Source organism: Bradyrhizobium sp. 31Argb, from assembly GCF_043638955.1.
Taxonomy (GTDB): domain Bacteria; phylum Pseudomonadota; class Alphaproteobacteria; order Rhizobiales; family Xanthobacteraceae; genus Bradyrhizobium.
The window spans coordinates 1-26,152 of the sequence record NZ_JBEGDB010000101.1; the positions used below are offsets into that span (position 1 = coordinate 1).

Annotated in this window: 21 protein-coding genes; 14 read left to right on the forward strand and 7 right to left on the reverse strand. The window is 62.0% G+C overall.

From position 1 onward, the window contains the following. Nucleotides 1-70: 70 nt before the first annotated feature. The 4 genes from AAFX91_RS20225 to AAFX91_RS20240 form a co-directional block, all read right to left on the reverse strand. Nucleotides 71-352: a hypothetical protein gene (locus AAFX91_RS20225; protein ID WP_130580030.1), complete on the reverse strand. Its 282-nt coding sequence runs from the start codon at nucleotides 350-352 to the stop codon at nucleotides 71-73. A 160-nt stretch (nucleotides 353-512) separates the two neighbouring features. After that, on the reverse strand, nucleotides 513-773 hold the full coding sequence (locus AAFX91_RS20230) for a GlsB/YeaQ/YmgE family stress response membrane protein (protein WP_130580031.1): 261 nt from the start codon (nucleotides 771-773) through the stop codon (nucleotides 513-515). 161 nt (nucleotides 774-934) lie between these two features. Continuing rightward, nucleotides 935-2,923 (reverse strand): TonB-dependent siderophore receptor, encoded by a 1,989-nt coding sequence (locus AAFX91_RS20235; RefSeq protein ID WP_245476350.1) that lies wholly within the window; start codon nucleotides 2,921-2,923, stop codon nucleotides 935-937. A gap of 1,033 nt (nucleotides 2,924-3,956) precedes the next feature. Next, nucleotides 3,957-4,856: a LysR substrate-binding domain-containing protein gene (locus AAFX91_RS20240; RefSeq protein WP_394567607.1), complete on the reverse strand. Its 900-nt coding sequence runs from the start codon at nucleotides 4,854-4,856 to the stop codon at nucleotides 3,957-3,959. Between the two features lie 152 nt (nucleotides 4,857-5,008). Here AAFX91_RS20240 and AAFX91_RS20245 point away from each other — a divergent pair, with 152 nt between their 5' ends. The 5 genes from AAFX91_RS20245 (at nucleotide 5,009) to AAFX91_RS20265 (ending at nucleotide 10,457) form a co-directional block, all read left to right on the forward strand. Further along, nucleotides 5,009-6,481, forward strand: coding sequence for a flavin-containing monooxygenase (locus AAFX91_RS20245; protein ID WP_394567608.1), 1,473 nt, complete (start codon nucleotides 5,009-5,011; stop codon nucleotides 6,479-6,481). Nucleotides 6,482-6,515: 34 nt separating this feature from the next. Continuing rightward, nucleotides 6,516-7,322: a hypothetical protein gene (locus AAFX91_RS20250; protein WP_394567609.1), complete on the forward strand. Its 807-nt coding sequence runs from the start codon at nucleotides 6,516-6,518 to the stop codon at nucleotides 7,320-7,322. Nucleotides 7,323-7,560: 238 nt separating this feature from the next. After that, nucleotides 7,561-9,309, forward strand: coding sequence for a tetratricopeptide repeat protein (locus AAFX91_RS20255; RefSeq protein WP_394567610.1), 1,749 nt, complete (start codon nucleotides 7,561-7,563; stop codon nucleotides 9,307-9,309). A 115-nt stretch (nucleotides 9,310-9,424) separates the two neighbouring features. Further along, the gene (locus AAFX91_RS20260) at nucleotides 9,425-9,958 is read left to right on the forward strand and encodes a tetratricopeptide repeat protein (protein WP_394567612.1); all 534 of its coding nucleotides are present in this window, start codon (nucleotides 9,425-9,427) and stop codon (nucleotides 9,956-9,958) included. Nucleotides 9,959-10,040: 82 nt separating this feature from the next. Beyond that, nucleotides 10,041-10,457: an ester cyclase gene (locus AAFX91_RS20265; RefSeq protein WP_130577554.1), complete on the forward strand. Its 417-nt coding sequence runs from the start codon at nucleotides 10,041-10,043 to the stop codon at nucleotides 10,455-10,457. Nucleotides 10,458-10,676: 219 nt separating this feature from the next. Here the strand turns inward: AAFX91_RS20265 and AAFX91_RS20270 are convergent, their stop codons facing one another. After that, entirely contained in the window at nucleotides 10,677-11,642 is a 966-nt protein-coding gene (locus AAFX91_RS20270) for an amidohydrolase family protein (protein WP_394567614.1), read from the reverse strand. Nucleotides 11,643-11,894: 252 nt separating this feature from the next. Then, nucleotides 11,895-12,725 carry a tetratricopeptide repeat protein gene (locus AAFX91_RS20275; protein WP_394567615.1) on the reverse strand — a complete coding sequence of 277 codons (831 nt, stop codon included), beginning with the start codon at nucleotides 12,723-12,725 and terminating at the stop codon, nucleotides 11,895-11,897. A 127-nt stretch (nucleotides 12,726-12,852) separates the two neighbouring features. Between AAFX91_RS20275 and AAFX91_RS20280 the strand changes: the two genes are divergently transcribed. The 7 genes from AAFX91_RS20280 (at nucleotide 12,853) to AAFX91_RS20310 (ending at nucleotide 22,072) form a co-directional block, all read left to right on the forward strand. Further along, on the forward strand, nucleotides 12,853-16,476 hold the full coding sequence (locus tag AAFX91_RS20280) for an autotransporter domain-containing protein (RefSeq protein WP_394567617.1): 3,624 nt from the start codon (nucleotides 12,853-12,855) through the stop codon (nucleotides 16,474-16,476). Nucleotides 16,477-16,824: 348 nt separating this feature from the next. After that, a complete protein-coding gene (locus AAFX91_RS20285) occupies nucleotides 16,825-18,054 on the forward strand; it encodes an extensin family protein (protein ID WP_394567618.1) in 1,230 nt (409 codons plus the stop codon). A 249-nt stretch (nucleotides 18,055-18,303) separates the two neighbouring features. Continuing rightward, nucleotides 18,304-19,125, forward strand: coding sequence for an ABC transporter permease (locus AAFX91_RS20290; RefSeq protein WP_394567619.1), 822 nt, complete (start codon nucleotides 18,304-18,306; stop codon nucleotides 19,123-19,125). Beyond that, nucleotides 19,122-19,928 (forward strand): ABC transporter permease, encoded by an 807-nt coding sequence (locus tag AAFX91_RS20295; RefSeq protein WP_394567620.1) that lies wholly within the window; start codon nucleotides 19,122-19,124, stop codon nucleotides 19,926-19,928. The genes AAFX91_RS20290 and AAFX91_RS20295 overlap by 4 nt, the downstream gene beginning before the upstream one ends. Next, nucleotides 19,925-20,683 (forward strand): ABC transporter ATP-binding protein, encoded by a 759-nt coding sequence (locus AAFX91_RS20300; RefSeq protein WP_394567622.1) that lies wholly within the window; start codon nucleotides 19,925-19,927, stop codon nucleotides 20,681-20,683. Before AAFX91_RS20295 ends, AAFX91_RS20300 begins: the two co-directional genes overlap by 4 nt. Beyond that, nucleotides 20,680-21,012, forward strand: a complete 333-nt coding sequence (locus tag AAFX91_RS20305; RefSeq protein ID WP_130577548.1) for a hypothetical protein — start codon at nucleotides 20,680-20,682, stop codon at nucleotides 21,010-21,012. Before AAFX91_RS20300 ends, AAFX91_RS20305 begins: the two co-directional genes overlap by 4 nt. A gap of 4 nt (nucleotides 21,013-21,016) precedes the next feature. After that, entirely contained in the window at nucleotides 21,017-22,072 is a 1,056-nt protein-coding gene (locus tag AAFX91_RS20310) for an ABC transporter substrate-binding protein (protein WP_394567624.1), read from the forward strand. A 265-nt stretch (nucleotides 22,073-22,337) separates the two neighbouring features. On the opposite strand, the gene AAFX91_RS20315 is transcribed toward AAFX91_RS20310, so the two are convergent. Continuing rightward, nucleotides 22,338-22,976, reverse strand: coding sequence for a TetR/AcrR family transcriptional regulator (locus tag AAFX91_RS20315; RefSeq protein ID WP_394567625.1), 639 nt, complete (start codon nucleotides 22,974-22,976; stop codon nucleotides 22,338-22,340). A 185-nt stretch (nucleotides 22,977-23,161) separates the two neighbouring features. On the opposite strand from AAFX91_RS20315, the gene AAFX91_RS20320 reads away from it, so the two are divergent. Together AAFX91_RS20320 and AAFX91_RS20325 are read left to right on the forward strand one after the other, a co-directional pair. Next, nucleotides 23,162-24,451, forward strand: a complete 1,290-nt coding sequence (locus AAFX91_RS20320; protein ID WP_394567626.1) for an HlyD family secretion protein — start codon at nucleotides 23,162-23,164, stop codon at nucleotides 24,449-24,451. A gap of 43 nt (nucleotides 24,452-24,494) precedes the next feature. Further along, a complete protein-coding gene (locus AAFX91_RS20325; protein WP_394567627.1) occupies nucleotides 24,495-26,081 on the forward strand; it encodes a DHA2 family efflux MFS transporter permease subunit in 1,587 nt (528 codons plus the stop codon). The last annotated feature ends 71 nt before the right edge of the window (nucleotides 26,082-26,152 follow it).

Genomic DNA, 26,152 nt, shown 5'->3' on the forward strand with positions numbered 1-26,152 from the left:
GCGCGAAACTACTTCGCCGTCGTCGCCATTGCCGCCACTCTGCTCTGGATAAGGTAACTGTCCACACGGCCTAGGACCGGTTCTTGATCGCTCCGACGATGGCCGTGAGGATCGCACCACCTGCGCCGCCACCGACCACCTGGGCAATGATTGACCCAATGTCGAAATTCCCGCTCTGGATCGATGTGGCGATCGCCGGCCATACGAGCGTGATGATCTGACCGAGAACGCCGCCGCCGACGAGGCCGGCGATCGTGTTGCCCAGCGTGCCCAAATCAAAGTTCTGGGACGCCTTTCCGGCCGCGTTTCCGCCGATCGCACCCGCCACCAGATTGATAAGAATCTGCTCCACGAAATCCTCCCTTAAGTGCCGCGTAGAACGATTTTTAGTTGTTCAGATGCAGAGCTGGAGCGCTTTCGAGCGAAGTGGATGCCCGTTCGCGTGAAGGAAACGCGTCAAAAGACGAATCCAGAACTCGGTTCTGATTCAACCAGAACCGAAGCCCAGGCGTCTAAACAGTGCGGCCCCGGATCGCCCGCCACAGGAAGATGATGATGCAGGCGCCGATGAATCCGGCGATCAAGTAGCCGATCCATCCGCCGAGAGCGACGCCAAACAGGCCGAGCAGCCAGTTTGCCAACGCGGCGCCAACGATACCAAGGATGATGTTCATCAGAATGCCGGTGCCGGACTTCATGAACATCTCGGCGAACCAACCGGCCAAGCCACCAATTATGATTGCTGCAATCCAGCCAATCTCCGCTTCGGGCATCTGGATACTCCTCGTGATTGTGGGCCAATATTATCACAACGCCCCGCCGATTCGCTGGTACAAACGTGTGTGCGTTGCACAGGAGCCGTGCACACCCCGGCCGACCGCTATGCGGCGCGGCCGGGATTCCGGCTGTGAACACGATGCGACCGGCAGCGAACCTAAAACCTCGCCCGCGCCAGCACGCGGATCGTGCGACCCTGGCCCGGCGAGATATTGTTGTTGCCGTCGGCGGTCGCCCAGTAGCCCGTGTTGAAGATGTTCTCGACATTGAGCTGAGCGCTCCATGTCTCGTCGATCTTTGCAAACAGGCCGGCATCAAAACGCCAGAAGCCCGGCAGCCGCACAGTATCGTCGGACGAGGCAAAGGAATCCGAGAAGTAAATGATACCGAGAGAAGCAGCCCATCGCTGATCGATCTGATACTTGTTCCACCAGGCGAACTGATTGAAGGGCACGAGCTGCACGCGATTGCCGGGCACGATCGTTGACGAAGTCGCGCTGGTGACGCGCGCGTCGGTATAAGCGTAGCCGAAAACTGTTTGCCAATCGGGCGTTACGTAACCCGTGACCGCAGTCTCGAAACCGCGGATCTGGTTGGCGCCGTTGGCGAAGAAGAAGCCAGGGTTGTTGGGATCGGCAATCGGCACATTCGTACGATTGAGTTCATACAGGGCCGCCGTGAACAGCAGCTTGGGCTGGATGTTCCATTTGACCCCGACCTCGGTGTTCTCGAATTTCTGCGGCTGCAAGATCAGTGTCCCCGGGCTCAGCGCGCTGAACTGGTCTCCGGACGCGGGCAAAAAGGAGGTGCTGTAGGCGGTGTAGACGGAAAGGTTGTCGATTGGCTTCACGATAATCGCAACGCGCGGAGAGACCTTCTCGTCGACCCTGCTGCGGTTGATGTTGGTATTGAAATCGACCGCCGACAGGTCAAAGCTGTCGTAGCGGGCGCCGAGGAAGAATTGCAGCCAGCGGGTCGCCTCGATCTGGTCTTGCACATAGCCTGAGGCGATATTCAGCCGGTATTTGCTGTTGGCGTCGCTCGGAAGGTGGGTGAACAGCACCGGTCCGAAATAAGTCGGGTTGAATGGATTGACGACGTCGAAAGCCCTGTTCCCGTTGTTGGGGAAGATGCCGGAGTCGCGCCTGGACAGGCCGGTCTCTCGACCAAATTCGGTGCCGAACGCGACGGTATGAAAGACTGGTCCCGTCGCCGTCTTGTACACGAAATCGGTTTGGTTGAAGACGTTCTCGCGGGGGGTGTCGTTCTGGTACGCGTTGAGCGACACCTGTGTAAGATCCGGCGTCACCGCGCCGCCGCCTGGACCGCCGCCCGTGCCACCGGGATAGACGTTGCGATAGCCACGGTTGTAGTCGGCGTAGAGCGTGGAGTTCTTTGCCGTCAGTCCGTTGCCGAAATCATGCTCGATCACGGCAATGCCGGTCTGCACGTCAACCCTTGCTTGGTTGTAGATTGGGCTGCCGTAGAACGTCGTCAGATCGCCATTGGGCGCGAACGGTACCGTCGGGTTGAAGCGCGTGGCGCCGCCTGGAATGCCGAGCGACGGGTTACCGCGATCCGCAAGACGCTCATCGTGGTAGTATTCGTAGCTCAGCTTGATCTTTGTGTCGTCGGTCGGCTTCAGCGTCACGGTCGGATTGAAGCCGTATCGCTCGAAGTGACCATAGTCGCGGAACGTATTGCTGTTCTCGTAGAAGGTGTTCAGCCGTACGGCGACGTTCTCGTTCACGGCTTGTCCCGCATCGAGCGACACGCGCCTGTCGTTGTAGGAGCCGGTCTGCGCCGTCGCTTGGTAAATTCTCGTGCCGTCTGCCTCCTTCAGCGTCCGGTTCACGAGACCGCCGCCGGCACCACGTCCGAAGGTCAGTGCGCTCGGCCCTTTCAGCACCTCGACGCTCTGGGCGTTGTAGAGGTCGCGGAAATACTGCACGTCGTCGCGGAAGCCATTGACATAAAAGTTCGCGCTGGAGTCCACGCCGCGAATGACAAGCTCGTCGCGATTGCCTTCGCCCTGGTGGATCGCGACCCCCGGCACATATCGCGTCACATCCGTCAGGGTCTGAAAGCCTTGGTCCTGGATGAACTCCTTGGTCAGGACGCTGACGGACTGCGGGATGTCGATCAAAGGTGTGTTCGTCTTCGTGGCGACCGACGTGCTGTTGGCATAGACGCCGACCGTGCCGGTGCGGGCATCCTGGCTCGGGCCGAAACTGGGCGCTGGGGGCGGGTTTGTGGCCGGTGCCGTTTCGTTCCGGCGTGCGGCTTGTGTCCGCCGCGTCCGTCCTGCGTTCGTGGACGTGCGCGCGGCCGGCGACCCAGGACGTCGTCGCGTCTCTGGCGGGTCGACTGTAACTGCAGGCAGAGAGGATGCTCCCCCTTGGCTCGGTGCTGTCTGCGCCTGTGCGTCCGCTGCGCCGATGGACAGACAGAACGCGACATAGCTAGCCGAGGCAAATAGCCGAAGCCTCGCCTGCGATACTCTCATCATGTTTCTCTACGCCCCAATAATCTTGTTGGCCGCGAGCTTCATGGCGCGCGGCGACCAACACTTAAACACGAGGCGAACGGTGCAATTCCACCTCCGAAATTTTGAATTGTTCGAATTTGCGCGCGCGAGGACGGCGAAGGCCACCGTTGATTGGAATGATTCTAACATGACGATAAGCACGCGTGCGCGTGAAGCCGCTTTCATAAGGGAAATCACCTAGTGCATGAAAACGGAGCCGCTCTCAGATGGACGATCAGTTGCATCCCAGCGAAAAGCAGAAGCGCTTGACCGTGATCGGCTATTCGAAAGGCGGCCCTAGATCATGATCCGATGGACGGAATCGGATCATGATCTCATCTCTTTGTTTGAGCGTGATCTCCGCGCAAACACTTCGCGTTTGGCGCGAGGGAAAACCGGTTTCCACCTTTCCGGATCATGCGCTAGCGTGCGGGCCGCAGCATCGGCGCCATAGGCGGCGAATCTCCCACGCGTATGACGCCCAGCACCTCGAAGCCGAGCCGCTGGTAAGCAGACCTGCTCGTTGGGCCTGCGATGTCCGCTTTCAAATGTACAGCGGACCGAGTGCCGGGTGAGCCGCAACGTCGCTTCTTGACGCAAAGGCGATTTGTTCCAATCCTCTTGGCGCCAAGACCGAGCTATTCGCCTCTGATCAGGTATCGTCCCACGTCGGCCGGCCGCCAAAGCGAACGACCAGGAAGTCCACAAAACTCCGTACCTTGGCCGAGAGATGTCGACCAGGCGGATACAAAGCATAGAGCGCCTGTTCCGGCGGCGGATAATGGGGCAATAAACGAACGAGGCGGCCCGATCGCAGGTCGCCGCCGACGAGGAAGGTGGGGACCAAGATGATCCCGCCGCCGGCAATGGCTGTGGAGCGCAGCACGTCGGCGTTGTTCGCAAGATACCGGCCCGAGACTGGAACGACGATCTCAGTGCCCGCGGGATCGAGGAGGCGCCATTCGCCGCGGCTCTCGAAATAGGTGTATTCCAGGCAATTGTGGTTCACGAGATCATCCGGCGTCTGCGGTACGCCATGCCGCGCGAGGTATTCCGGCGCGGCGCAGACGGCAAGCCGGATCGGTGCGATCCGCCGGGCAATCAGGCTCGAGTCACGGAGACGCCCGATGCGCACGCCGACGTCGAACTTCCCCTCCAGCAGGTCGACCACTCGGTCGTTGACGAGCATCTCAACCGAAACGTCGGGATAAAGTTTCAGGAATTCAGTCACGACGGGCGCAAGGTGGAGCAAGCCGAACGAGACGGGAGCGTTAATCCGCAAGCGCCCGCGGGGCGTCGACTGGAGTGCGCCGGCAGCACTTCTCGCTTCCTCGATCGCGGCGAGAATGCGCGTGCAGCGTTCGTAGAACCCGGTACCGATCTCGGTGAGGCTCAAACGCCGGGTTGTGCGATTAAGCAGGCGCACGCCAAGCCAGCCCTCCAACTCCTGGATCTGCTTGGTCACCGACGCCTGGGATAGCTTCATCTCCCGCGCCGCCGCCGAGAAGCTGCCGGTCCCGACCACCTTCGTGAAGACCGCCATGCTCGCCATCCGATCCATGTGCGCCTCCTGCGATTTATCACGGTTTGTGAACAATCATATGCCGATCCGCCGTCTTATTGCAGCCGGTTGTCGACAACACCTCCGCGTCACGAAGAGCAATTCAGCGGGCAAGCCGTTCCCGCGAGACCAGGAGAAAGTCGATGACCACAGCAGTGAACACCGTCGTCGTGGGCGGAGGGCAGGCGGGTCTAGCCGTCAGCTACTATCTGAACAGACGATCCCAGGACCATGTCGTCCTCGAACAGGCCGATCGGCCAGGCAACGCATGGCGCAGCCATCGCTGGGATTCTTTTGCGCTGAATACACCGCGCTGGCAGTCGCGTTTGCCCGGCGTGCAATACGCGGAAGACGATCCCGATGGATTCATGTCCCGCAATGAAGTCGTAGCGTATTTTGAAGAGTTCGCACGACGCTTGCCCGTGCGCTATGGCATGCGCGTCAAGCGGATCGAACGCGACCGAGAAAGCGGTGAATATCTCGTTGGGATCCAGGATCGCGAGCCGATCCGGGCGCGCAATGTCATCGTGGCCACTGGCCTCCATCAAACGCCGAAGATCCCGGCTCCAAGCCGCAATTTTCCATCCTACATCAGGCAGCTTCATTCCGACGCCTATCGCAATCCAGACCAGCTCATATCCGGCGCTGTGCTGGTGGTTGGAAGCGCACAATCGGGTGCCCAGATCGCCGAAGAGCTCTATGAATCGGGGCGGAAGGTCTACCTCGCGGTCGGCCGCGCCGGCCGGACGCCGCGGCGTTACCGCGGGAAAGATGCAAACTGGTGGTTCGCTCGACTCGGCCACTACGATCGCAAGGTAAGCGAACTGCCGTCGCCGCAGGCCAAATTCGGCGGCAAGCCGCACATATCGGGGACCAAGGGCGGCCATACGCTCAATCTGCATCAATTTGCACGTGATGGCGTCGGGCTGCTCGGCCGCCTCCATAGCATCGACGATGGCGTCATCAAGCTCGCGCCGGACCTGCACGACAATCTGGCCGCAGCCGACCGGGCCGAAGCGGATTTTGTGACCGCCGTGGACGACTACGTCGCCAGGACGGGAATGGTGGTGCCGGAAGAAGAACTGCCGGTTCTGCGCGATGGATTTGAGCAGCCGTTGCTATCTGAGCTCGATCTGAGGGTTGCCGGCATTACCAACGTGATCTGGGCGACAGGCTATGGCTTCGACTTCTCGATGATCAAACTGCCGGTCACCGACGGCGACGGGTATCCTCGTCAGACGCGCGGTGTCACGGCCTATCCGGGATTGTTCTTTGTCGGCCTTCCATGGCTTCACACCTCGAAGTCGGGCCTGATCTACGGTGTGAGCGAGGATGCCGCCTACATCACCGAGCAGATCGCGACCGGAGAGAATTCGACCAGCGACGCAATGGCGTCGCCGCAATCCGCGCCGCCCCGCGCGAATTCGCTTCCAGCACTGAAAAGAACAAGGCGCCGGCTGGTCAACGCGTTCTGGTCGTCGGTGTTCGCATTCGTGATCGAGGGCTTTGCGGTGCATGCCGCCGAACTTTACTCCATCGCCGCTCCTTCTACCGCCTCTTACGCGGTCGAAGCAGAGGCTGAGCCGGACGAAACGACGAGTTCGTCGAGACAGTAATCCTCCTACCCCTCATTTGCCGACGGAGTGTACAATGCAATTGAAGCTTTTCATTACAGCCGCCATGGCGGTCTTTTTCGATATTTCGATAGCCTTGCTGGCTGCGGCCGCCCAATCCGACGCACCAAAGCCGCCGCATGTCGAGTTCATCACCGTCCCCGCCGGTCAACTTCATCTTGGCATGACGGAGCAGGAAGTGATCCGCATCATGGGCGAACCAGCCCGAGTTGTAGGTTACGATTCCGGCGGGATCAGCCGGCGAAAGCTCGAGTTCTTTGGAGCGATTCCCAGCACGGTCACCCTTTCGGACGGGAAAGTGTCGCACGTCAAGTTGGACGTCTTTCAAGTCGAAAAGAGTGACCTTCCCCTGATCAGCCGAAAGGCTTGGCCGGGCATGGCGAGCACCGCCGTGCGACGCTCACTCGGAGAGCCGAGCCGCATCCGCCATTACGCCTTTTTTGGTATCAAGCTGGATCAATGGGTGTACGATATTCTTGGCGAACCGGAAGTGAGCGTATTCTTCGCCGCCGACCGGGTGATCGCCAAGACGCTCGGACGACACATTCCGCAAGACATCTTTCAGGTTCGCTTGCCTGCAGTACCTCAGCCGCGCGACTCGTTCGAGGGACCACGGGCGGGCATGGCGATTGCCGATGTCCAAGCGCTTTATGGCGAAACGAAGCTGCATGTCGACTATGTCTTTAACAGCCAGCCCGCATCGCGTATCATCGTCGAGATACGTGCAAAGGGATCGTTCGCCGCCTTCACCTTTGTAGACGATCGATTGGTCGAGTTCGAAGACTTGGGACGCCTGCCTGACGAGGTGTTTCAAGCCGGCTGAGGGATTAGATCATGATCCGATTGGACGGAATCGGATCATGATCCAGCAGATATCCCAAGATGCCCGTGCCCACTTCGCTTTTTGACCTCCGACGGATATCTCGGCCGTCAGTTTCGGCCAGATCTGCCGTGCCGGGCTCCGCATACGGCCTCTTTTGGCTGGGCGCGAGATCGTGTACCCTCCTTTGCTTAGAGCTGCCTTTCGAGACGGGATTTGCCGACGTCTCCGTTAGAGCCGAATGGGCAGCGAAAGATGCTGTCGGCAGGCATCGCACGCTCCTAAAACCGACACTCCTTTTTATGCCGGTCTCTCACTGAGCATTTGCACTGCGCACGACCGCACGGCGGTGATTGCGCTGAAACTGCTATTTCGACCCAAAGGAGAGAGCGCCATGAGACCGAATTTGGGAACGTTCGTCACAGCGCTGTTGGCGAGCACCTTCGCCACCGCGGCCTGGGCGCAAGGACTTGGCCGCGTGCACTTCGAGACCTCGTGCACGCCGCAGGCGCAAGAGAAATTCGATCGCGGCCTGGCGATGGTGCATTCGTTTTTTTATCCGGACAGAATCCAGGTTTTTACCGAAGCGGCGACCGCCGATCCGCAATGTGCCATTGCTTACTGGGGCATCGCCATAAGCAGCCGTCCCAATCCATTGATCCTGCCGCTCACCGCCACCGCTTTGAAGAGTGGATGGGAGGCGGTGGAGAAGGGCAAGGCGATCGGTGCCAAGACCGAGCGCGAGCGCGACTGGCTCGACGCGATCGAAGTCTACTACAAGGACTTTGACAAAATCGATCAGACCAAGCGCGGGCTTACCTACGAAAAGGCGATGGAAGCGCTGATGCAGAAATATCCGGATGATCCGGAGGCGGCTATTTTCTATGCGCTCGCGCTCAACGAGACGGCCCTGCACAGCGACAAGACCTTCGCCAATCAGCTCAAGGCCGGCACGATCCTTGAAACGGTCGAGGCGAAACTGCCGGAGCATCCGGGCGTGCTGCACTACCTGATCCACACCTACGATTACCCGACGCTTGCGCAGCGCGGTCTTGATGCCGCCAACAGATATGCCGAGGTCGCCCCCGCGTCTCAGCATGCCCAGCACATGCCTTCGCACACCTATTCAATGCTCGGGATGTGGACGCAATCCATCGCATCGAACACGAAATCGCTGGCGCTCGCCCAAGCGCAAGCCGCCAAGCTCTGGCCTGGGGCGGCACATCCAGGCCAGCCGCACCATCTGGATTTCATGGAGTACGCCCTGCTGCAGATGGGCCAGGAGGGGCCGGCCAAGCAGCTACGTGACGAGAGCAATGCGATAAAGAAGCTCGGGTTTGACTACCTCGCCAGCTATACCGCCCTTGCCGCGGTGCCGGCGCGCTTTGCGTTGGAACGTCAGGCATGGACGGAAGCGGCAGCGCTTGAGCCGAGAGGCAGCCAATTTCCACAGGCGGAGGCCATCACCTATTTTGCCCGCGCCATGGGATCGGCCCGCAGCGGCGACCTTGCCGCTGCCGAGCGCGAGGTTGCCAAACTTAAGGAGCTTCACGCTGCGCTGGACAACGCAAGTCAGTCCTATTGGGCGAGCCAAGTCGAAATCCAGATGTTGGCTGCATCGGCCTGGATTGCGCAAGCCAAAGGGGAGAAGGAGAGGTCGCTGAAGCTGATGCGAACGGCGGCAGACTTGGAGGATGACAGCGAAAAGCACATCGCGATGGAGAACCGGCTGTATCCGATGCGGGAATTGTTGGGTGACCTGCTGATTCAACAGCAGCAACCGGGAGCAGCGCTGACGGAGTACGAGACGTCGCTGGTGTCGGCGCCCAATCGGCTTCGCAGCTTGTACGGTGCAGCCACCGCGGCGAAGGCGATAAATCAGCCGGAGAAAGCCGCGCGCTATTTCCGGAAGCTTGCCGAGATGACGAAAGACGCGGACACGGATCGGGTGGAGATCCGCGAGGCCAAGGCATCCTTGATGCAGCAGTGAGACTAACGAGGCAGAGAATGAATAGAACGGCTGCCGCGCGCAGATGTGCGGCAGCCGACTAACCGGCATAACGACCATGATGCGATCAATCCTAATCGCCGCCGTGATGGGCGTGATGACCGCGGTGGTGGCGGCGTATCTCCTGACCACATCCGGTCGGCATGATCAGGTGAGAGCCGCTCGCGGAGACGGTGCCAAGTCCGAGGCGGCGCTCGCGGTTGACGCCTGGCCGATCTGCTCGACCATGGGATCGATGGTAGAGACTGCGGATTGGGCGGTGCTCGATCCGGATTTCGTGGCCGGGAAACGAGCGATCGTGGCGAGCGAGTGGAACGAAGCAATCAAGGCGCTTACATCAGCTGCGCTCCGTGACGCCCGCAATGCCGATATTCAGAACTACCTTGGTTACGCCTATCGGCGCCTGCGGCAGTTCGATCCGGCAATCCGGCACTATCAGCAGGCGCTGGCGTTAAATCCCCGGCACCGCAGCGCACATGAACATTTGGGTGAAGCCTACTTGACCCAAGGTGATCCTGCCAAAGCCAATGAGCATCTCGCGGCTCTCGAACGGATCTGCCTGATACAATGCAATGAATATGACGATTTGAAGCGCATCATTGCAACGTACGACAAAGTCGCGAAACGCTGATCGACCTCGATTTGTTCGCGGCCAGCAACATGGCCGAAGTGCTAAAAGAGACATTCCGTCCACGCACACAGGGGAAGCAGCCATGGCGTCGATCACGGCAATTGCCAAGGATTTCTTTGCCGCTTGCGAAACTGGAAAGGGTTGGGAGATCTGCAAGATCTACTGTGCCCCAGATGCGAGCTTCGCCGCTCAGGCCGAACCGCTTGCCGGTATCAAGACTCTTGCGGAATATACTGACTGGATGAAGGGGGTAATGACCACTTTGCCTGACGGCAGCTATCAGGTGAAATCCTTCGCGACCGATACCGAACGAAACAACGTCGCAGCCTATGCCGTCTTCTCGGGCACCCATACCGGCCCCGGTGGTCCATGTGAGCCGACCGGCAAAAAGACGAATTCGGATTACGTCTACGTGATGCAATTTACTGGCGACAAGATCAGCCATATGACGAAGATATGGCATTCAGGCTTGGCACTGAAGGAACTGGGATGGGTTTGAGCGGCCGCGTTCACGTGATCGTGCCGACTTATGAGGCTCGTTGACCAACTGCTCCAGCGTCGCTTGAGCAATGCGCGATTTGTCGATGCCACCCCGAGGGTCGAGAAACATGTTTTTTCGACCCCGTGAAGCGAGCTTGTCAAGAATTTCGCCGCGGCGCTGGGACGCAGGAAGAAGCGGCATGGTCTGTCGCGCATGCCTTCGCTGGCTCGCTTCGCGCTAACGTTGTCGCTCCACCCGCGCCCTTAAGGCTGGATACAATCGTCCGGCATTGCCGAAACAAAGACTCTGCAAATCATCCGCGTCGAACTGTGGATATCCGGCTATGTCATCGAGCGCCGGCGCAAAGCTGGACCGCGGCATCAGAGGAAAATCAAGGCCAATTAACAATTGAGAGACCGGAACGAGCTTTAGAATCGCCAATAGTTGAGCCTCGGACGTAGCGCCCGTTAAGTCATAATAGAATGAGGCAAGACCGTCCTTCACATCCTGTGGGGAAAGTTCAAGCAGTCCGGGTCCCACTCCAAACGTGTGTTCAAGTATCTGAATCCTTGACGCGAGAAATGGAATTGTGCCGCCGCCGTGTGTCGCAATGATTTTGATGTCAGAGAAGCGTTTCTTGGTGCCGGTAACGACCAAGTTCGTGACCATGCGCGTGGTATCAAACACAAATTCAAGCACGCTCGGGTTCAAGCCATTCAGCACCGGCTGTGACGCCTTCGTGAACGTGGGGTGCGCAAACAGGGTTGCGCCCCGCCGATCCAGCTCTGCGAACCAAGGATCAAATAGCCGGTCGCCGAGATACACGTCATTGATGCTTGTTGACGTCGCGACACCGTCCATTTTCAGTGTATCCAGCGCATACTCAATCTCGGCCGACGCCGCCTCAGCGTCCAAGCCGGGTATGGTGGCGAGCGCTCCGAATCTGCTTGGATATCGCGAGACAATGTCTGCCAAGGTTTCGTTTATTCGTCTCGAGATATCACGTCCATCGTTGCCCGTTGCGTAGTTGGCCGCATCCGGGATTGAGAGAATGCAAGCGGCTATGCCGTGTTCCTGCATAAAAGATAGCGCGCGTTCGACCGACCACTGAGGCATCTTGTCCGGCGAGCCGACGGGTAATTTTTTGCCAATAGGCAGAATGGGATGCGAATGAACGTCGATGATGTTTCGTAAGCTGCTCACCGAAAACCTGCCTCATCGCTGATTGCGGCTATCTGGACGAAGTATCGCCCCAACGCTGCGTCACATCGTAAAGCGTCTCGGCATATCCGCCAGTTGTCGCCGAGCACCCGATTGTATTGCTTTTGCACAAATGCTGTTGCTGAATTATTTCATTTGCTCGGACCGATCGTTTCATCGGTCATACGCCGCAAGCAAGCGATGGTGCGATTGACGAGTTTCTGACGCGCAGAACCGGATTTGTCCGTAGAGGCGCTAGCCGGTCAGGAATTTCGCCGCGGCGCTGGGGCGCAGGAAGAAGCGGCCGTGCGAGGAAGCGGCGAGCGACATGATCGCGCGGCCCGTCATGTCCGGCCTGCCGCGCGCGGCTTCGCGCAGGCTTGCCTCGCCGGCGGCGCGCTCACCCATCTCCATCAGGCAGATGCCAAGATTGGCGCGCGTTGGCGCATCATCCGGGCGCAGCGCGAGCGCGCGGCGGAAGACATCGACGGCCGCGGCGTAGTCGCCGTCCAGCACCATCACGCGCGCGAGTTGGGCCAGCACGTCGGGGCGCGCAGGCGCGGTAACCGTGGCCTGCTGCAGCAACGCACGCGCCTCGGCGCGCTTGTTGCGGCCGATATAAAGCGTCGCCAAACGAAGTTGCAGCTCGACGATTCCAGGCGCGAGCGCAAGACCTTGTTCGAGCGCGGCGATCGCCTCGTCGATCTTTTCGCCGGATGCGAGCTGGCCGGCATATTCAAGGAAAGCCGGCGGGAAGGCAGGCCGTCGCGTGATCGCCTGGCGCAGGAGAATGAGCGCGTCGTCGCGCCGGCCGGTGGCCGCGAACGCGGCGGCGAGCAGGGTCTCGGCTGCGGGGTCGTCGCCGCGACGCGAGGCCTTCTGCAGCGGAGTGATTGCCTCATCGAAGCGGTTCTGCAGCATCAGCGCGCGGCCAAGCAGCGCCGCAGCCGCCACGTTGCCGCGGTTCGCCTTGAACACCGCCGCTACCAATCGCTCGGCCTCGTCGGGCCGCTGCATCTGCAGTGCCAACGCGGCGCGTTGCAACGTCTGCTCGGCGACGCCGGGTCGTTCAGGCTTCGAAGACAAGTGAGATGTTCGCTCGTTGCAATTATATCACAAGTGCCACGCATGTCTTACACGCAAATGCGTTGTTATCAAACTGTTACATGCAGACTCCAGATTGCCGCGAACCGCAGGTTTCAGGGGACTGGTGGTGAAAGTTGAATTGTTGAGCCATGCGAGCAAGCTCGCATTGGTTGTTGCTGCGTCGTCTATCGCGTTTGGTTCTGCCTTAGCTGCAAGCTTCAGTGTGCCGCCGGACGATCCGGCGACCGCGAAGACGGTCTCAAACAATGATACCGGTTTTGTCGCGGATGGAAGCACGCTCTCGGTCATCGGGACGGCGATCACATGGACCACCGGGCTTGCTTCGCCCGGCGTGGTCATCACCAACGATGGCACGATTTCCGCGACGTCGCGCGGCATCGATACGTCCAACAGCGCGATCAGCGGCAATTTCGCGCTGATCAACAACAAGGATGCGCTGTTCACATCGTCCAACGATGCGTTCCGGATCCAGAGCGGTCTCACCAGCGGAACGGTCAAGGTCGACAATTTCGGGACCATCCAGTCGACGAACAACGGTCGCGTGTTCGACTTCAACTCGGTCACCTCGAATACAGCGGTGTTCTCGATCACGAACGAAGCCGGCGGTACGCTCAAGGCGCTCGGCAATGACGTGATGCGGATCGGTGCGGGTACCACCACCATCACCAATTCCGGATTGATCGACGCCTCCGCCCGCGCGATTCGCGCGAATACGAACCTCGACAATGTCACCTCGCTCACGATCGTCAACAATGCCGGTGCGACCATTCAGTCGGTTGACGATGCCATCCAGATCAACGGTTCCGGCAGCACCAATTCGAGCACGAGGGCATCGTTCTCGATCGACAACGCCGGCACCATCAAGTCGGCGACCGGCCAGGCGATCGACTTCGACAACCTGACCTCGACCGCTGCGACGGTCACGATCACCAACCGTGCCAGCGGCCTTATCACTTCCGATAATGCCGACGCGATGCGGCCGGGCCAGAATTTCACGGTCTACAATTACGGCCAGATCGTCGCCAATTCGGCGCCAGAGCCGACGGACCGTCCCGGCGCCGACGGCATCGACCTGCAGCTCGGGCATAGCGGCACCGTCTACAACTACGCGGGCGGCCTGATCTCCGGCGCCAAGAGCGGCACCGCTGGCGACGTCGGCAGCAACATCACAGTCTACAACGAGGCCGGCGCCACCATCATCGGCCGCGACGGCTCGGGCGTCGGGTCCGGCGGCAATGCTGTCGTCACCAACTACGGCACCATCACGGGTGCGATCGATACCACGTCGGCGCGCGGCGACGGCGACGGCATCGATGTCGACTTCGCGCTCACGCTGACGAACTACGGCACCATCCAGGGCACGGGCGCGAAAGGCGCGGATGATGGCCACCGCTTCAACAACAGCGAAGGCCTTGCGATCGGCGGCGGCACGATCCGCAACTACGGCACCATATCGGGGGCCGCTGCGGGTATCGTCGTCAATAATGATTCCAATCCCGATGGTTCGCGCAGCGGATCGGCCGCCCTTGATCTGATCAACTATGCCGGCGGCATAATTGTCGGCAACAACAGCTATGCAATCCGTTCCGAGAACAAGACCGGTACCGCCGCCGACAAGGACACCATCGTCAACTACGGCACCATCATCGGCAATGGCACGATCCCGGACCCGAACGGAACGACGCTGCTGCAGAACGGCAATCCCGATCCCGGTTCGGTCGGCACGCTCAATGGCGTGACCTATACCGGCACCGGCTCGACCCGCTTCATTCGCGGCGACGGCGCGGCGATCCAGACCGGCGAGGGCGATGACGTTCTCTCCAACTACGGCGTGATCATCGGCAACTCCGGCCGCGCCATCAGCATGGAAGGCGGCAACGACACGCTCAATCTGTACGGCGGCTCCAGCATCATCGGCCGGATCGACGGCGGCGTTGGCACCAACACCATCAACCTGTTCGGCCCGGGCTCGGGCACGCTGTCGAACGTCATCAACTTCCAGGCGTTGAACGTGCAGGGCGGCAGGTGGACCATCACCGACGCACAGACCTATCAGAACGGCACCGGCGTCTTCGCCGGCGCAACCTTGCTGGTGAACGGCGCGCTCGCCAGCGACGTGACGGTCAATAATGGTGGCACGCTCGGTGGCATCGGCAGCGTCGGGAACACCGTGGTCAGCGGCGGCGTCCTCGCTCCGGGCACGGCGACATCAGGCACGCTGACGGTGCAGGGCAGCCTCAGCTTCACGGCTGCCTCGATTTATCTCGTGCAGGTCGATGGGGCGGGCGCTGCTCGAACCAACGTCACCGGCATCGCGACACCGGGCGGGGCGGCTGTGAACGTGTCCTTGCTCGGTGCCTCCCTGCAGAAGCACTACACAATCCTGAACGCGAGCGGCGGCGTCAGCGGCACCTTCGCTTCATCAGTCACGACCAACCTGCCTTCGGTCAGCGCCGGCCTGAACTATGACGCCAACAACGTCTATCTGGACCTGGCGCTCAACTTTGCGCCCAACTCCGGCCTCAACATCAATCAGGCCAGGCTGGCGAACGTGCTGACCGGCTTCTTCAACGCCGGCGGCAGCATCCCCGTCGCTTTCGGCGGCCTAACGCCCGCTGGGTTGACGCAGGCTTCCGGCGAGACGTCGACCGGCTCGCAGCAGACCACCTTCAACGCGATGAACATGTTCATGGGGATCATGACCGATCCGTTCATCGCCGGACGCGGCGACAATGTATCTCCATCGCCGGGCGCCTCGCAGTTCGCCGATGATGATGCCGAGGGCGCGAACGCCTATGCGTCGGCGCGGAAGCGTGGATCGCGCGCCGAACGCGCTGCCTATGCCGCCGTGTACCGCAAGGCGCCACAGCCCGCGCAGGCCTTGCAACGCTGGAGCGTCTGGGCGGCCGGCTTCGGCGGCTCGCAGACGACCGACGGCAACGCCGCGCTCGGATCGAACAACACGTCCAGCCGCATCTACGGCGCGGTTGTTGGCGCCGACTACCGGATCGCGCCGAACACGCTCGTAGGCTTCACGCTCGCCGGCGGCGGCACCAATTTCTCGGTCGCCAATTCGCTCGGAAGCGGCCGCTCCGACCTGTTCCAGGCTGGCGTCTTCGCGCGCCACGACGTCGGCGCGGCTTATGTCCTGGGCGCGCTCGCCTATGGCTGGCAGGACATCACGACCGATCGCACCGTGATCGGCGCCGGCCTCGATCGATTGCACGCTGAGTTCAACGCCAATGCTTACTCGGGCCGCGTTGAAGGCGGTTATCGGCTGCCGACGCCGTGGATCGGAGCGGTCACGCCTTATGCCGCCGCACAGTTCACGACGTTCGATCTCCCGGCCTATGCCGAGCAGGTCGTGGCCGGTGTCGGTGCGTTCGCCTTGGCCTACGGCGCCAAGACCGTCACCGCGCCGCGCAGCGAATTGGGCGTGCGAACCGACGAGTCCTTCGCGATACCGGATGCGGTGCTCACCTTGCGCGGCCGCTTTGCCTGGGCGCATGATTTCAACACCGATCGCAATATCGCTGCGACCTTCCAGGCGCTGCCCGGCGCGTCCTTTGTCGTAGGCGGCGCGGCGCCAGCACATGATGCCGCGCTCACCACTGCGTCTGCCGAATTGAACTGGATGAACGGCTGGTCGGCAGCCGCGACCTTCGAGGGTGAATTTTCCGACGTCACGCGCTCCTACGCCGGCAAGGGCGTGGTGCGCTATAGCTGGTAGAAATCACGGCAGCGCCCGGCGGGAGAACCGCCGGGCGCAAGTCCAATCCAGGTTTCCAGGGAAAGCCTACAACAGGCCAAGCACAATCGCGCCGACAAAGGCGAGCGCAACATAGGCGGCGACGACGCTCAGCCGGCTGACGAGAAGACTCATAGCCATCGAGAACGCTCCCAGCGTTTGCGCCTGCCCGCATAGAACGCGCGAATTTACCAAACCGTTCCCCGCCGAAAAAGCCAGCGATGCTGTCCGTCCTGCTTGACGCGTCCGGGGCCGGTGGCGGTATGGTTAAAGATGTGTAAAAACAACGCGTTGAAGAGTCCTTAAATAAATTAGCCGAACCTGCCGCGCATGACGCGTGGAGTTCGTTTGTATCTCGTCGGCTCCGTCGTCCTCGTTTCGCTGGCAGGTTGCGGTCGCGGTTTCTTCCAGGCCGAGCGTGAACCCTGGCGGGCCGAGGCCGAAGTCGCTTGCCTGAAATCCGGAGCCGTGAAGGAAGGGCCGGACCTCGTGCGCATCGACCCGATCTCGGGTCCCGGCGCGTGCGGTGCGCAATTCCCGCTCAAGGTCGCAGCACTCGGCGAGAGTGACCAGAGTTTTGGTTTCGCCGACGATCTGCGTCCGCCGGCCGATATCGGCTCGAGCCGCAGCCAGCCGCGCTGGCCGATCGCACCGCAACCGGCGCCGCGGCCGGCTCCTTATCCGAATTCGGCCGCGGGCCAGCCCGGCTATGGTGCGCCGTCGAACGGGCCGATTTCGCTGAACGCTCCCGGCGTCGCGCCGCAGCACGACGACATCGATTTGCCGGCGGAGGGCACGCCGGAACCGCCGGGCGGTCCGGTCTATGGCGCGCCGCAAGGCTATCCGCAGCGCGACCGCGGTTCCGCACCTTATTCCCCCGCACCTTATTCCCCCGCGCCCTATTCGCCGTCGCAAGGCGCCGCCGCGCCACTGCCGCGGCTCGGGCCGGAGCGCGGCAATCCCGTCACCGCGGTCGGCCCGGTCACGCTGAAGCCGACGGCGACGCTCGCCTGTCCGATCGTCTCCGCGCTCGATCGCTGGCTTGCCGATTCCGTGCAGCCGGCAGCGACGCGCTGGTTCGGCGCGCGCGTGGTCGAGATCAAGCAGATCTCCGCCTATTCCTGCCGCGGCATGAACGGCAATCCGAGCGCGCATATTTCCGAGCACGCCTTCGGCAATGCACTCGACATCGCCGGCTTCACGCTCGCCGACGGCCGCCGCATCTCGGTGAAGGATGGCTGGCGTGGCTTGCCGGAAGAGCAGGGATTCTTGCGCGACATCCAGGGCGCGGCCTGCCAGCAGTTCAACACCGTGCTGGCGCCGGGCTCCAACCGTTTTCACTACGATCACATTCACGTTGACCTGATGCGCCGCGCCAGCCGCCGCATCATCTGCGAGCCCGCCGCCGTCTCCGGCGAGGAGATCGCCGCCCGCGCCAACTCGCGCAACCCCTATGCCTCGCGCGACCCCAATGTCACGGGCTCGCTCGGTGGCAAGAAGTCCTCTTGGTTCAGCCGCAAGCCCAAGGTCAACGAAGAAGACGAATTCACCGACGAGTAGTCTTTGCGCGCTTGTCGGAGCGATAGCAGGCCGCGACAGTGCAGGATCGCTGACATCCGGTGCTGCGCCCATCCTTTCGTTGTTTGCCGGGCGTCCGGCCCCCCGCCCGGGTGATCTACGCAGGATAGGCGATTGCGCGATGAGACAATTTGCGCAACATGAGGCATGGCGTCGCGTGTCTAAGGCGGCACGGACGCGATAAACGACAATAAAGGCCGGCAAAGGCTGCATCATATCGGGGGAGGCGGCATGGAGGTGACGCGCAGTCTGAAGCGGCGATCGCCGTGGCTTGCGCGCAGCGTCAATTCGCTCGCGGGGGCTGCGATGTTCGTTGCCCCGCTCCTTGCGCTGGTTGCGATCTGGGCTGTCGTCGTCCCGCTGTTCGATATCAATCCGCGCGTCTTCCCCTCCGTCGGCGCGGTCGGTACTGCCGCGATGGAGTCCATCCGCGACGGCACGCTGTTTGCCCATATCGGCGCGAGCCTGCTGCGCGTCGGCCTCGGCACGCTGATCGGCGTCGTCACCGCCGTTCCGCTCGGGATTGCGATGGGCGTGAGTCCCACGGTCGCCGCGTTCCTGACGCCGCTGTTCCGCTTCTTCTCCGTGCTTGCCGGCATCGCCTGGATTCCGATCGCCACGCTCTGGTTCGGCTATGGCTTCGGCGCCATCGTCTTCGTGATCTTCAATGCCGTGTTCTTCGTTGTCGCCTACAACACGCTGCTCGGCGTCAAGACCATCCCGCACACGCTGCGCAACGCCGCAAGCTCGCTCGGCGCCGGCCGCTGGGCCTTGCTGACGGAAGTGCTGTTGCCGGGCGCGCTGCCGAACATAGTCACCGGCGTCCGCACCGGGCTCGGCTTTGCCTGGCGCGGCCTGATCGCGGCCGAGATGATCGCGACCAATGTCGGGCTCGGCTACATGCTGTTCGTCGCCCGCGATTTCTACCGCACCGAAGTCATCGTGTTCGGTATGATCGTGATCGGCGTGCTGTGGCTCCTGATCGACCGTCTGCTGCTGGTCCCGCTGGAGCGCGCGACCATCGAGCGCTGGGGCATGGTGAGGCGCGCATGAATGTTCTCTTCCAGTTCTGGAGCGGTTACGCGCGATTGACCCGACGCTGGCCGGCGCTTGCGGCCATCATCCCGTTCATTCCGGTGGTGGCACTGTGGAGCGCGGTCGCCGCCGCCGGAATTTTCCCGCGCGCGTTCTTCCCCGGCCCGGTCGATGTCGTGAACTCCTTCGTGACGCTGACCTACAAGGGGATCCTGCCTGATTATCTCGGCGACAGCCTGATCCGCCTGTTCACCGGCGCCGCCGTCGGCATGACGCTCGGCATTCCCTTGGGCGTGTTGATCGGCACCAGCCGCTGGGCGCATCGCATCTGCTGGCCGATCCTTTTGTTCTTCCAGGCGATCGGCGACATCGCCTGGCTGCCGATCCTTTTGATCTGGTTCGGTTTCGGGCTCACGACGATGACTTTCGTTATCGTCTATACCGTGCTGTTCCCGGTGGTGCTCAACACCGTGCTCGGCGTCGAATCCGTGCCGCGCGATCTCGCGCGCGCCGCCCGCAGCTTAGGGGCCTCGCCGGCGCGCGTGCTCTGGGAGGTGACGCTGCCCGGCGCGCTGCCCAACATCATCACCGGCCTGCGCAACGGTCTCGGCTATGGCTGGCGCGCCCTGATCGCGGTGGAGATGATCGTCGGCACCAGCGGCATCGGCTTCATGATGTTCGATGCGCGCCGCTCCGGCTCCACCGTCGAGATCCTGCTCGGCATGATCATTCTCGGATTGCTCTGGTACATCGTGGATGCCTGGATCCTCGCGCCGCTCGAGCGCGCGACCGGCCAGCGCTGGGGATTGGTGACATCATGAAGACGCTCTCGCTCAAGAACCTCGCAAAAACCTATTTCGATCCGTATGCCGGCTCGCATGTCAACGCCGTCCACGACGTCTCGATCGACGTCGAGCAGGGCGAATTCGTCTCGGTGGTCGGCCCGTCCGGCTGCGGCAAGACCACGATCCTCAACATGATCGCGGGCTTCATTCCCTATACCGGCGGCGAGATCCTGCTCGACGGCAAGCCGGTCAAGGGACCGGGCCCCGAGCGCGGTGTCGTGTTCCAGTCGTTTGCGCTGTTTCCGTGGAAGACTGTGCTCGACAATGTCGGCTTCGGCCCGAAGATGCGCGGCGTGCCGAAGGCCGAGCGCGACCGCATCGCGCGCGAATATCTCGTGCTTGCCGGCCTCTCGCATGCGGCGCACCGCTACCCCAATGAATTGTCCGGCGGCATGCAGCAGCGCGTCGGCGTGGTACGCGCGCTCGCCAACAATCCGGATGTGCTGCTGATGGACGAGCCCTTCGCCAGCGTCGATGCGCAGACGCGCATGACGCTGCAGGAAGAGCTGACGCGGATCTGGCAGGAGCGCAGGCCCACCGTGCTGTTCATCACCCATGACGTGGCGGAGGCGGTATTCCTCGCCAACCGCGTCGTCGTGCTTTCGAAGGGGCGCGTCCTCGACCAGATCGGGATCGACCTGCCGCGGCCGCGGGTCTGGGACGATCTGGTCAAGGACGACAAGTTCAAACAGCTCTCCGCGCGTGTGCTGCAGATGGTGCGCGCCGCATGAGCCTCGTCGCGCAAGCCTTCCGTTCGACCAAGGGCCGCATCGTGCTCGGCGTCATCGCCGCCTGGGCCGGCTTTCAGCTTTGGCTGACCTTAGCTGCGCCGGGCAAGATCTCGCCGGAGCTCGCCGGCACGTCCGAGAAGGTCAATGTGCAGATCGAGCTGCCGTTCACCCCCGAGCGCTTCCACGTGCTCGCATTCCAGCAATATGGACGCGTCTCGGGCACCGACGAGCATTCGATTGAATTACGTGGCGTCAAACGAACGGACCTCAACGCCGTCGCTCGGCCGTACTGGGTGACGGCGGTGGGGCCGATAAAACCGGGAGGGTAGGAGAATGAAACGATTATTGCTGCTCGCGCTGGCGTTCGCGCTGGCGTGGACGCCGTCGGGCGCACAGACGCTGACCAAGCTGAAGGCCGGCATGGTCACCGGCATCGACCAGATCGGATTGCCGATCGCGCTCGAGCGCGGCTTCTTCGAGAAATACGGCCTCGACGTCACCATCGCGCGGGCCTATGCCACCGGCGTCGATGCTCTCAACGCGCTGCAGGCCGGCGAGAGCGAGATCGTGCAGGTCGGCGTGCCCATGATCGGTGCGGTGCTGCGCGGCATGGATCTGGTTGCGCTCGGCAATTACAGCGGCAACGCCACCAAGGCCGGCTCGGATGCGACGATGGCGATCGTCGCGCGCGAAGGCTCAGGGATCGTCAAGGGCGACCTTGCGAGCCTGAAGGGCAAGAAGATCGCGGCGTCCTTCGGCACCATCAACCACCTCTATATCCTCGCCATCCTGGAGAAGGCTGGGCTGAAGCCTGAGGAGGTCACGCTGGTGAACACGCCGCCGCCGGACATGACGGTCGCGTTGCTCGCCAAGGGCATCGACGCCTTCTCCGGCTGGGATCCGTGGCCGATCGTGGCGGGCAAAGATGTGCCCGGTGCAGTCGAGATCATCCGCGGCGGAGACGTGATCTCGTATCTCGGCTTCAACGTCGGCTTACGCCCATGGGTGCTGGCCAACGCCGACACCATCGAGAAATTCCTCGCTGCGGTCTCCGAAGCCGACCAGTGGATGCGCAAGAACCCGAAGCAGGCGGCACAGGTCGCCACCCGCTGGATCCCCGGCCTCAAGCAGGAAATCGCCGAAGCCGCGATGCAGTTCAACATCCAGCAGGCGGACCGTCGTCTCTCGGCGAACAATTATCGCGCGCTCTACAGTGCGGAGGATCGTCTGTCGCGGCTCGGGATCATCAAGGCGACCTTCGACGTCAACAAGCATATCGAGCCGAAATACATCCTGAAGGTGATGAAGGATCACCCCGAACTTTTCTCCGACCTGCCGCCAATCCCGGAAGCCGTGGCGATCGGTCCGGGCTACGTGTTCAAGCCGTAAAGGTATCTCCGATGTCATTCCGGGCTCGATGCTTCGCATCGCCCCGGACTGACAGCTCTCGGTGATTGCGAACAGGGACGACTGAGAGAGTGGCGACCGCAGTCTATCTCCTCACCCTGAGGAGGCCGCCAACGGGTCCGCGCGAAGCGCGGCCCGATGACAGGCTCCGCGGCCGTCTCGAAGGGCGAGGCCACAGGCGGGGCCTCATGGGTTCGAGACGCGCTGCGCGCTCCTCACCATGAGGGGCAACACCGGCATCGGCCTCTCACGCCGCTTTCCGATACGCCGCCAGGAACACCTTTGTCGCGCTGTCCACCACCGTGGCGATCTGGTCGGGCGATGGCGAGGGCTTGGCCTGGAAGATGAAAGCCTGGAACAGCGTCGCCTGGCACATCTGCATGAACTGCCAGGCGGCGAGCTCGAAATTGTCGATCGCGAGCTCGCCGTGTTCGGCGCGAGCTTCGAGATAGGTCGCAAAGCGCTTGACGTTGCTCGCGATCACCTGTTCGTAGAACCGGCTGCCGACCTCAGGCATCCGTTCGGCGATCGCCATCACCGTGCGGATCGCCGAGCCGCCCCCGGGGCGGCACAGCAGAGCGATGTAGGCGCGTCCGAATTCAGGCAGGGTGATATCGACGTCGCGCTCAGGATCGAAGTTGAAGGCAGTCTTGCTCTGCTCGATCTTCTCTTCCTCGACGATCGCCTCGAACAGCCGGCACTTGTCGTCGAAGTAGACGTAAAGCGTGCCCTTGGAGACCCCGGCGGCGCGGGCGATCTCGCCCATGCTGGCGCCGTCGAAACCCAATTCCAGAAACACCTTGCGGGCACCATCGAGAATCTGCCGCCGCTTCGAGGAGTCCTCCTCGGCAACGATCTGAAGAGGAGATGTCTGGCTTGCAACCATTGGTTTAGCCTCTCGGAGAACATTTCCATCCGGGGTACTGTCCGGAAGCGATTTTCTCCTTAGGGTTCCTCCAAGCTGATGTAGCTTGACCGAACCGTTCGGTCAATGATGGATGTAAAGACACGATGCCGCACCGGCCGCAGGGCCTCGCTTGCGTCGTGACGGGGTAAATGAGGAGTCCGGCTATGGCCGCGGCGAGAGATCAGGCTGCACGCGTCGTTCGCTCCGAGCCGGAGGTCGAGGGCGAGTCCGTGCGCAACACATCAGCTCAGCCAGCAGAGCAGCTTCGTGGCCCCGCTGCTGAAGAAGCCAAGCGCCGGCCTTCCGAAACGCCGGCCGCGCCTGCACCGGAGCAGCCGGCAGCGCCAGCCGGCGCCGCGCCAAAACCCGCCAAGCGCAGATTCGTCATGATGGGTGTGCTCGGCCTGCTCGCGCTCGCCGCCGTCGGCTACGGCGTCTACTGGTTCGTGGCCGGCCGCTTCTACATCTCGACCGACGACGCCTATGTGCGCGCCAACAACTCGATGCTCGGCGCGCGTGTCTCCGGCCATCTGGCGGCGATCCTGCCTGCCGACAACTCGATCGTGCGCGCCGGCGAAGTGATCTTCCGGATCGACGACGGCGACTACCGGATCGCGGTCGACGCGGCGCGCAGCAAGATCGCCACCCAGCAGGCGACGATCGAGCGTATCGGCCGCCAGGTCACCGCGCTGGAAAGCGCGGTTGAGCAGGCGCAGGCACAGCTCGCGTCCTCCGAAGCGAACCTGAAGCGCGCCGGCCTCGATTTCGACCGCCAGCAGGCGCTGAGCACCAAGGGCTTTGCTTCGCGCGCCACCTTCGAAGTCTCGGAGGCAAGCCGCGACCAGGGCGTTGCCGCGGTGAAGTCGGCGCAGGCTGCCTATGACGCTGCGCGCGACAATGTCGAGGTGACCAAGGCGCAGCAGAACGAGGCCCGCGCCACGCTCGCCGAACTGCAGACCCAGCTCGCCAAGGCCGAGCGTGACCTCGATTTCGCCACGGTGCGCGCGCCGGTCGACGGCACCTTCTCCAACCGTCTCGTCAATGTCGGCGACTTCATCCAGGTCGGCCAGCGGCTCGGCAATGTGGTACCGCTCGACGATGTCTTCATCGACGCCAATTATAAAGAGACCCAGCTCAAGCGCGTCCGCCCGGGCCAGCCGGTGACGATCTCGGTCGACGCCTACGGCCACCGCAAGTTCAAGGGCGTGGTTGACAGCATTTCACCGGCCGCAGGCTCGGTGTTCACCTTGCTGCCGCCGGACAACGCCACCGGCAATTTCACCAAGATCGTGCAGCGGCTGCCGGTCCGCATCCGCGTGCCGAAGAGTGTTGCACGGCAGAACCTGCTGCGCGCGGGCATGTCGGTCTACACCACCGTGGATACAAGCGAGGGCGCTGTGGATGCGGACAATGATGCCGATCTCGACGCACCGATGATGATTCATCCGCAGTGATAGTTTGAGTCCGGAAGAAAATCCCGGGCGCAGGTGAGCAGATATGGCCGACGCCACCACCGCTTCGCCGAACATGATGAACGCCGCGGCCGCCACCGAGCGCATCGAGCCGAAGCGGGTGGTCGCCTTCATCATCATGGTGTTCGGGATGTTCATGTCGATCCTGGACATCCAGATCGTCTCGGCATCGCTCTCGGACATCCAGGCCGGCCTCTCGGCGAGTTCGAGCGAAGTATCCTGGGTGCAGACCGCCTATCTGATCGCCGAGGTCATCGCCATTCCCTTGTCGGGCTTCCTGTCGCGCGCGCTCGGCACGCGGCTGCTGTTTGCGATTTCGGCCTTCGGCTTCACCGTCTCGAGCTTCCTGTGCGGTTTTGCCACCTCGATCGAGCAGATGATCCTCTGGCGCGCGCTGCAGGGATTTCTGGGCGCCGGCATGATCCCGACCGTGTTCGCTTCGGCCTACACGATCTTTCCGCGCTCGAAGTTCCACATCGTGGCGCCGATCATCGGACTGGTGGCGACGCTGGCGCCGACTGTCGGTCCCACGGTGGGCGGCTACATCACGGACCTGATGTCGTGGCACTGGCTGTTCTTCATCAACATCGTGCCCGGCATCGGCATCACCATCGGCGTGCTCGCGCTGATCGATTTCGACCAGCCGAATTTCGCGCTGCTCGAGCGCTTCGACTGGTGGGGCCTCCTGTTCATGGCGGGTTTCCTCGGCTCACTGGAATATGTGCTGGAGGAGGGGCCTCAGTATGAGTGGCTGCAGGACACGTCGGTTGCGTTCTTCGCCACAGTCTGCTTCGTGTCCGCGATCGCTTTCTTCTGGCGTGTATTCTCCGTCGATGAGCCGATCGTCGATCTCAGGACGTTCGGCAACCGCAATTTCGCGATCGGGTGCGTGCTGCAGTTCTGCATCGGCATCGGCCTCTACGGCCTGACCTATATCTGTCCGCGCTATCTCGCGGAGGTCCGCGGCTACAGCGCGCTGATGATCGGCGAGACCATGTTCGTCTCCGGCATCACGATGTTCCTGATGGCGCCGGTCGTCGGGAAGCTGATGCAGAAGGTCGACCTGCGCTACATCATTGCCTTCGGCCTCGTTACCTTCGCGCTTGGCTCCTGGCAGATGACCTGGATCACCCGCGACTATGACTTCTACGAACTCTTGGTGCCGCAGATCCTGCGCGGCATCGGCATGATGTGCGCGATGGTGCCGACCAACAACATCGCGCTCGGCACGCTGGCGCCGCATCTGGTCAAGAACGCTTCCGGCCTGTTCAACCTGATGCGGAACCTCGGCGGCGCGGTGGGATTGGCTGTCATCAACCAGGTGCTGAACGACCGCACCGACCTGCACATCTCGCGTCTGCACGATCGGGTGCATTGGGGCAATGCGACGGCGGTCGAGACGCTCAACATGTTCACGGAGCGCATGCAGGGCATGGGCGATGCTGCAATGATGGCGCTGAAGCAATTGTCGCAGATCGTGCACCGTCAGGCCGCGGTGATGGGCTATGGCGACGCCTTCTTCATGCTGACCGTGTTCTATGTCGGCCTCAGTTTTCTGGTCCTGCTGCTGAACAAGCCGTCGGCGGCGGCACCTGGCGGCGGCGGACACTAGGCCGTGTGGACTCTTGGGATTCTCAAATCAGATTGAACGTGATTCAAGGCTTTCTTTTAGGAGGAAGCCTT

Coding starts and splice junctions, on each gene's coding strand:
- AAFX91_RS20230 (WP_130580031.1), bottom strand. CDS start 773: ATGCCCGAAGCGGAGATTGGCTGGATTGCAGCAATCATAATTGGTGGC.
- AAFX91_RS20240 (WP_394567607.1), bottom strand. CDS start 4,856: ATGGCGAGCATGGCGGTCTTCACGAAGGTGGTCGGGACCGGCAGCTTC.
- AAFX91_RS20245 (WP_394567608.1), top strand. CDS start 5,009: ATGACCACAGCAGTGAACACCGTCGTCGTGGGCGGAGGGCAGGCGGGT.
- AAFX91_RS20250 (WP_394567609.1), top strand. CDS start 6,516: ATGCAATTGAAGCTTTTCATTACAGCCGCCATGGCGGTCTTTTTCGAT.
- AAFX91_RS20255 (WP_394567610.1), top strand. CDS start 7,561: ATGGGCAGCGAAAGATGCTGTCGGCAGGCATCGCACGCTCCTAAAACC.
- AAFX91_RS20260 (WP_394567612.1), top strand. CDS start 9,425: ATGACCGCGGTGGTGGCGGCGTATCTCCTGACCACATCCGGTCGGCAT.
- AAFX91_RS20265 (WP_130577554.1), top strand. CDS start 10,041: ATGGCGTCGATCACGGCAATTGCCAAGGATTTCTTTGCCGCTTGCGAA.
- AAFX91_RS20285 (WP_394567618.1), top strand. CDS start 16,825: ATGACGCGTGGAGTTCGTTTGTATCTCGTCGGCTCCGTCGTCCTCGTT.
- AAFX91_RS20290 (WP_394567619.1), top strand. CDS start 18,304: ATGGAGGTGACGCGCAGTCTGAAGCGGCGATCGCCGTGGCTTGCGCGC.
- AAFX91_RS20295 (WP_394567620.1), top strand. CDS start 19,122: ATGAATGTTCTCTTCCAGTTCTGGAGCGGTTACGCGCGATTGACCCGA.
- AAFX91_RS20300 (WP_394567622.1), top strand. CDS start 19,925: ATGAAGACGCTCTCGCTCAAGAACCTCGCAAAAACCTATTTCGATCCG.
- AAFX91_RS20305 (WP_130577548.1), top strand. CDS start 20,680: ATGAGCCTCGTCGCGCAAGCCTTCCGTTCGACCAAGGGCCGCATCGTG.
- AAFX91_RS20310 (WP_394567624.1), top strand. CDS start 21,017: ATGAAACGATTATTGCTGCTCGCGCTGGCGTTCGCGCTGGCGTGGACG.
- AAFX91_RS20315 (WP_394567625.1), bottom strand. CDS start 22,976: ATGGTTGCAAGCCAGACATCTCCTCTTCAGATCGTTGCCGAGGAGGAC.
- AAFX91_RS20320 (WP_394567626.1), top strand. CDS start 23,162: ATGGCCGCGGCGAGAGATCAGGCTGCACGCGTCGTTCGCTCCGAGCCG.
- AAFX91_RS20325 (WP_394567627.1), top strand. CDS start 24,495: ATGGCCGACGCCACCACCGCTTCGCCGAACATGATGAACGCCGCGGCC.